General features: G+C 54.1%; 5 protein-coding genes and 1 pseudogene. 4 read left to right on the top strand and 2 right to left on the bottom strand.

All coding sequences use genetic code 11. The features are described from left to right. From AWB78_RS40810 to AWB78_RS47275, 3 genes are all read left to right on the top strand, one after another. On the top strand, positions 1 to 778 hold a 778-nt coding region (locus AWB78_RS40810; protein WP_157697836.1), incomplete at its 5' end, for a glycosyltransferase. Between the two features lie 162 nt (positions 779 to 940). Continuing rightward, positions 941 to 1,201, top strand: a complete 261-nt coding sequence (locus AWB78_RS40805; RefSeq protein WP_062612756.1) for a hypothetical protein — start codon at positions 941 to 943, stop codon at positions 1,199 to 1,201. A 165-nt stretch (positions 1,202 to 1,366) separates the two neighbouring features. Further along, positions 1,367 to 1,603, top strand: a complete 237-nt coding sequence (locus tag AWB78_RS47275; RefSeq protein ID WP_157697835.1) for a hypothetical protein — start codon at positions 1,367 to 1,369, stop codon at positions 1,601 to 1,603. Between the two features lie 118 nt (positions 1,604 to 1,721). Here AWB78_RS47275 and AWB78_RS49005 read toward each other — a convergent pair. Continuing rightward, positions 1,722 to 2,090: pseudogene (locus tag AWB78_RS49005) on the bottom strand (IS66 family transposase); the annotation flags it as partial. A 650-nt stretch (positions 2,091 to 2,740) separates the two neighbouring features. On the opposite strand from AWB78_RS49005, the gene AWB78_RS47270 reads away from it, so the two are divergent. After that, positions 2,741 to 4,330 carry a hypothetical protein gene (locus AWB78_RS47270; RefSeq protein ID WP_157697834.1) on the top strand — a complete coding sequence of 530 codons (1,590 nt, stop codon included), beginning with the start codon at positions 2,741 to 2,743 and terminating at the stop codon, positions 4,328 to 4,330. Between the two features lie 664 nt (positions 4,331 to 4,994). Here the strand turns inward: AWB78_RS47270 and AWB78_RS40790 are convergent. Next, positions 4,995 to 6,188, bottom strand: coding sequence for a hypothetical protein (locus AWB78_RS40790; RefSeq protein ID WP_157697833.1), 1,194 nt, complete (start codon positions 6,186 to 6,188; stop codon positions 4,995 to 4,997). Positions 6,189 to 6,697 lie beyond the last annotated feature (509 nt).

Below are 6,697 nucleotides of genomic sequence, written 5' to 3'. Positions count from 1 at the left end.
GCAGTGCTTCAATGAAGCACGTGGCGACTATATACAGATTTTGGGCGATGACGATATCTACGTACGTGGGACGCTTACGCGCGTCGTCGAACTGCTTGAATTGAACGATTACGGCGTGTTGTGTCTACGCCCTTTCGGCTACGATAAAGACCCAAACAGCGAATATCCAGGCCGTGTCGGTGGTATCCGTGAATACCTTGACGTCGGAAACTTCCTCAGCGCCATCGGCCCGCTCATCACCTTCATCTCATCGCTTATCATCAAGCGGAGCCTTCACCCGGACCTCGATGCTCGCCAATTTTGCGGCTGTAATCTCGTGCAGGTTCACCTAGCCATGCAGGTGGCGATCGCGGCGCCCAAGAACGCGTTTCTGACGGAATACGTGCTAGCCTGTAAGCGCAACAACTCAGGCGGCTACGACGCACCGGAAATCTTTGTCGAGCGCCTGGGTCACATCCTCGACAGCTACCGCGGAAATAAATTCACTGACGCAGATATCCGCAAATTTGAAACACGGATGCTACTCTCCCACCACCCGTTCTATCTACTTCGTCAGCGTATGGATGACGAAGATGACCGATATGACACGCACCGGCGCTTCAAGATGCGCTTCGCGAAGCGCGCTTTGTTTCACATATGGGTGGCGCCGATCATGCTGTTGCCTCGCCCGATCGCGCTCGTCTGGGGAAGCTTCACAACCGTGATGGGCCGCATTCTGAATGGGGACTTGCGCCGCGGAATTACGTTTGCCCTGCATCGCCTGAAGCGTCGGCCTTGACTCGCCCCGGCTCCCACGGCTAGGCGCAGGCGCACACACAATCAGTCCGGTGGGTCCTGGAAAAACGCCGACGGTGCATGCCGGACTTCAGGAAAACTCTACGCTAAAGATCACGAAGGCAGCGATCCGCGCGCTGACCGTCAGTGGCGCCAGCAATACACTGTGCCGTACACGAAGCAGGGCGGGGAAGGGCAATCCTACAACTCAGCCACCGCGACCTTCAAGAACATCATCGAGCCCATGAAGTTCGACGCGTGGCTCATTTCCACATGGGTAGTGGGGTCTTCGGGTTCCGGCGCTGTGGATCACCGGCAAGGGCCTCTGGACGAGACGCTGCTCAAGTGGATTGCGAGCGAGGGGCGGCAAGGTTACCTTGCCACCTTTTCCGAGCTGAGACGGCGGCTTTCCGATGCCGGTGCATGATGCAGCCCCCATTCAATTGAGTTTGCCGGCGACTGTGATACCATGCGTTCGCGGCGTTACCGCGCCCACGATAACAGCAGAAATGACAATGACATGCTGCGCAGTCCGATGCAATCCGTATCGGTCCTGCATCCATACGATAACCGGTAAAACCGGGAGACCAGAATGACAACATCGTTCAAAACGCGGCCATGCGCCGATTGTGGACATCCCGTCAGTCCGGCGGTGACGTACTGTGGTGAATGTTTTTCTACCGATCCGCATTTCGAGAGACGCCATCTCGACCGAAAAATCGGCAGGGTTGCGCTGGGCGTGCTCTTCGTTGCGATCGTCGTTATAACCACTGGCTGGGCGGTGACCTTGCCCGGCTGCGACGCGTTGCTCGGACTTTTCATGCACTAATTGATCCGCTACCGTCAACTGCGCTGACGCTCCATCACACCTCACCGCCCTGCGGTCCCTCGCCCAGCGACGTCCATGGTGTTTGGGCTTGATGAGGATACGCTGAGCGCTATGTTGTGCTATCTTTTGGTGCCATCGATGGCATGTAGTCGATTCGGGTTTCCCCCTCAGGCGGATCCTGGGGCGTGAGCGCTTCAACCCGATAACGCGCCTGGAAGAACTTGAGTGCTTTCTCGATGCGCGCGCCACGTTTCTGAGCTTTTGCGCGCGTCGATAAACGCGCGCCGAGCATGGACCAGACATCCCAGGTGAGTGGCCCCTTTTAAGGTGCGCCAGGCACTGTAGTCGTCGATCATCAACAAGCCTTTGTAGCCCGCCAGAACGCTGCGGAGGCCCCGCGACCCGGTTGGTAGTCGAACCCACACCACGGCTCTTCACAGTCCTGGGCGCTTCTATAACACCACATATACGAGGTGCTTTGCGCGCTCGGGAACAAAATCCGGCACGATTACGCGTGGGCGGCCGTGGCGCTTGAGCAGCTAGAGGCTGCGGCCTTGTCACGGCGACTCTGTACCAGTATGTTGAGTACGGCACCGTGTGCTGATCGACCGCACGCCACAACCGCGTGCTTTTTGCCGTCGATCGTCACCACAACCTCATCAAGAGGCCACTTGCCGCCGCGCGCCAGCGCCGTCAAACGGATACGTTTGGCGATTGCCAAACCGAACACTTCGTCGCCCAATCCCGCATGGTCATGGTCTAATACGTCAGCCTGATACCGCGTGCAACCAGGATCTCTTCGAGCATACGCAGGCTCAGCGGAAGCGATAGTACAGCCACGCCGAGTCGCTGATGATGTCGGCGGAAATCGATAACCCTTGAACGAGATCGACGCATCATCGGCCGACGGTGAAGCGGTCGTGGAAGTTTTCCATTAAATCCACCATTTCATGATCAAAGATTTGCAGTTGCTGCCAGACGGCGTCACGGGATCCTTCTCCGCTTTAGACTGACGGGCGACAGACAAACGGGCTCTCCGGGGCTTGAGCGTCTCGGAGACCCCTGCCAGCCCACGTTGCTGCTGGGCTGGCTCGCGGGGAGCAGGTCACGCTCGCACGCCTTCATGCAGGACTTAGGATGCATAAAATCTTCGGCGCCCGTAGCGCAAACATTCGTTATAGCCCTCGCAAGCCGCCCGAAGGCAAAGACCCAGCTGTCTTTGCCCGGAAAAAAGTGTTGGGCGCAATCCTGTCAGACCTGCCGCCCGGCACACATGAGATCAACCGCGCCGGACTACCGCGCCCGTTCGGCATGGTTTGCAAACACCCCAAACAAGTATGGGAGGCCCTCGCGGCACTTCGCCCGCAGGGCCCGGTCGAGGAGAATTCGCGCCCGGTGGGCACATCCCTGTTTGAATCCAGATCGAACACAATTGGGGAATTCTTTCAGGACAGGCTACCAGGGTTCGCGCTAACTGCCGATCTGCGGCCAAAAAATCCTGTGCGGGCCCTTCGCCTTGTCGGCGTTCTGGGAGGTTTGCATCGATCGGACAATCAATACTACTGCGATGAACTTAATTCGTCGATCAGCAGCGTATCGCGATCGATGAGTCAGGATGCGGGTGCTTTCGATGATGAGAGTTTTTATACCGGCGCTTCCGGCGTTGTTGAGAAACGTCTGAACCATGCAACGGAATCGCAGGCCAATCCTGTTCAACTTTCTGACTATCTTGGCGAAGAGTTCGAGATCGAGGTAAATGATGAGCATCGTACGAGCGATTCAGAAGGCGCCTACCAAAGAGGCTCATTGACGGTTCCATCACTTCGTTCCACGCCGGGATCAGGGTCAGAGCCGGATCTGGTTGGGCTAACGGCAGATGAAAAAAATGTTCTGGGGATAATTCTGAACTTGCTTCAGCAGCCAGTGACGACCCATCGCGAAAAGATCGATCGCATGCTGGCAAGCATGAGCCTGGCAGAACGCTCGGGGAAACACCTGCGTACACCCTCTAAAAATGGTTCGCTCCTGGTCGGGCTTTGCCTGCAGATACGCAAGATGGCGGGCGTTCTCCTCGCTGCTGAAAATCTGCAGTCCGGGAGCGGGAAGAAAGTTGATGCGTTGTACGACCTGGCGACCACGGTTCTAGCTCCCCCGCATTTCCAGGTGCAACCGGGTGGTACACAGGATCTGTTTCATCGCTTTAAGGGAATGTGTGATGCTCGGGCTCTAGGGACGACATTCGAAGTAGCGTCTGGAATGGATGATCAATCATTTAACGATCTACTGGAGGGGGCCCTTGCGCAATCCCGGCTGGCGCGTAAAAACAGTGACGGCCAATTTCATTGGCCGCATTCGTTGCCAGGTGTTTCCGGATCAAATCCGCGGCTTGATCGAAAGCATATGCATCCGACTACGCAAAAAAATCCTCTCTTTTCCGATGATTCGCGTAAAAGCCCGATTACACCTGAGACTTTGCGTGATAAGTCAGGCACCCGTGAATCAACGCTTTCTGACATATCGAAGAAATTCGATCAGGCGGATGTGAAAAAAAGAGAGGCCATGTTTAGTGAATTGGTGTCAGCGTATAAAAATGAAACGGATCAGATGTTTTCTAATGCTGAAAAGACACGAAAAGCATATTTCATGGAGAGCGGGGGCGAGCGGGGAGGAGCCAGAAAGGAGGGCATTTTTGATAAAATTAAAGAATTGCTTTTCGGCTGGTGGTAAGATCGAATGCGGCTCCAGGATGGAACTCGTATTCCACGAGCAAAATATCAGGCTCGATCATCTAAACAAAAAAGCGCTCGAACAGTCCGCATTTTGCATATAGCTTGCAGGCAGGCGACGTGATTTCAGATCAACAGAAAAGCGTAAAGACGATCTGGGAACTTGAGGCGGCGGATCAACCGACGCTCGATGAGGCACTGAAGAATAGCCTTAACCAGGATAAGCAAATTAAAAAGCATTCACGCCAATGATCTGAATGTCGCCGACGCTATTCTGGAATTCAACTCAATTCGTCAGTCACTGTTTAATCAGCATATCGAGAGCAAGCTGATCGATGATTGCAGCCATGCGTCCGGACTTCAGTACCGTAGGCAAGCTGGCGGTCCCTGTCCGCTACAATCTGAAGCGGCTGGTGGTTTTCGGGAAGGCCGAATCGAGGCTTTCTGACGTCCATGGTTGCCCGGGTTGCCGCTGCCTGAGGCGATGTAAAGCCAAAAAACGGGCGACAATGCGCACAAACCGGTGAATGACTGCACAAAAACAGCCGTATTCCGTCGCCAACGAAATGTCGCGGAAGGATTCAATAAACCTCGGTTATTCGAGATGCCCTCTGTAACATCTCGGAGCGGCTAGTGGTGAGATTGTGCCGCCGGCGAGTCACTGGCTACTTTAATAATGTATTTTTTAACGTTCGGATCGACCGATATAGAGGATCATTATTATTTTTTAGGTGGTTATACGCATCAGAATTGAAGAGCCACCCCTTCTGGGCAGCATGCATTTCCGTGTGAACTTGCTTTCGCAATTCCCGGGGCATTGCGGGTACGGCTATGTTGACAAAATTCACCAACGTTTTTACTCTTGAATGTTCGCCTTTCTCATATGCATCTTTAAAGGCGTTGCCAATTAATCGCATGTTTTTCTCGAGTGATTGGCGGGCGATGATGCTTATGCCTCTTACCGTTCCGTTTCCACCAAACAATTCGTTCGCGCGCTCCAAATAAGCACGGTTGCCGAGAAGCTCGGGCATCAATTTTCCATAATCCTGCGACAATTTTTGCATCACCGTATTTTTTAGAGATGGATTTTCTTTAAATAAGATGCTCAGGGGGGCGATTGATGCCTCGCTTTTAAGAATATCAAGGATGACGGGCGCTTCCTCGGTCAATCGCGCTTCCTCGATCAATCTCGGGGTTATCAAGATGTTACTTGCCTCGCCCGACAAGCCATTAAATAGTATATTTTTGCATTTCCTGTGTTGCTCTTGTGGATCCGATACGTGTGTGAGGGCGGCAAATAACATGCTGGCACCTGCGTCAGAAAATCGATTATTTTCTTTTGCCTGCTTAAGTTGATTCTCGCGTTCTTGCTGTTTTTCAATGGCCTCATTAGCGAGATTGCGGGCGTGCTCGCAATACTTGAGCAAGACTTGTTTCTTAGCATTAATGTCGGCGTGCATAGTTGCTTTGCGCTTCCCGCGGTGACTTTCAGTCTGAACAATCGGCTGTGATACGGGATTTCCACCGGAGCGCGGCAAATGCAGTATGGAAGACTTTTCTGAGGTCTGCTGCTTTTCCTCTGCATCGAACTTGTCGCAAAACTGGGCGTATTCGGCATCCAGATCAGGGTAGCTACGACGATAGAACTCATCGCCTGCCCAGCTTTTCAAAAAATCGTCGGCTGTCTGCCGTTGCTGCGGCTTTTTCGGCGTCTTTAAAGCGGAGAGAACACCGTTATTGGGGGAGAGTGCCCGCTGCTTGGGACGGACCTGTGCGCGCAGCTTGGAGTCGATCTCCCCAACGTCGATCGTATCACCACGGTTGGCTGAACAAATTCCGGTCGAGGAAACTTTTGGCATATTCAACACCCACATAAACGATTATTGGCCACGGGCAAAGCTTCTGGCGCACGCCTATGGCGTTTGATGGTTACGGCGTTCGTCGGTCGCAAAGGTCGGAATGGGCAAGCAAGGAAGTCTGAGGGCAGGTCATGCCCGTTTCGAAAACGTTTTTCCGCTATTCACGAAGAGACCATTAGCATGGTCGCGAACAATGGAGGACAACCCAAGCAACAGCCACGAATGGCAACTGCCGAGCGAGACGTTGCTCCCGCTGGCCAAGATCCTCCGCGTCTGGCACCGGACTTTAAGAGACCACAGCGCCTGAAGGACATCTATCGCTGTCGCCAGGGTCACAAGGCGATCTTGGAAAGCCTCTTGACTCTGCCGAGCGCGAGAACTTTTTTGAGGTTTCGTCACCTCCGCTACGCTGCGCGCCGGGCTCTCCGGCCACTATGCCGTTACGCTTGCCTACACCGGTTCAATCCACACCGGCTACTGCTGCACCGAGAGACGACCGCTAATGGCAA

It is taken from the genome of Caballeronia calidae (assembly GCF_900044055.2).
Lineage (GTDB): Bacteria > Pseudomonadota > Gammaproteobacteria > Burkholderiales > Burkholderiaceae > Caballeronia > Caballeronia calidae.
This window is presented reverse-complemented; position numbering and strand designations above follow the sequence as displayed.

What these genes read in the sequence shown, in the direction of transcription:
- AWB78_RS47275 (WP_157697835.1), top strand. Translation starts at nt 1,367, where the DNA reads ATGACAACATCGTTCAAAACGCGGCCATGCGCCGATTGTGGACATCCC.
- AWB78_RS47270 (WP_157697834.1), top strand. Translation starts at nt 2,741, where the DNA reads ATGCATAAAATCTTCGGCGCCCGTAGCGCAAACATTCGTTATAGCCCT.
- AWB78_RS40790 (WP_157697833.1), bottom strand. Translation starts at nt 6,188, where the DNA reads ATGCCAAAAGTTTCCTCGACCGGAATTTGTTCAGCCAACCGTGGTGAT.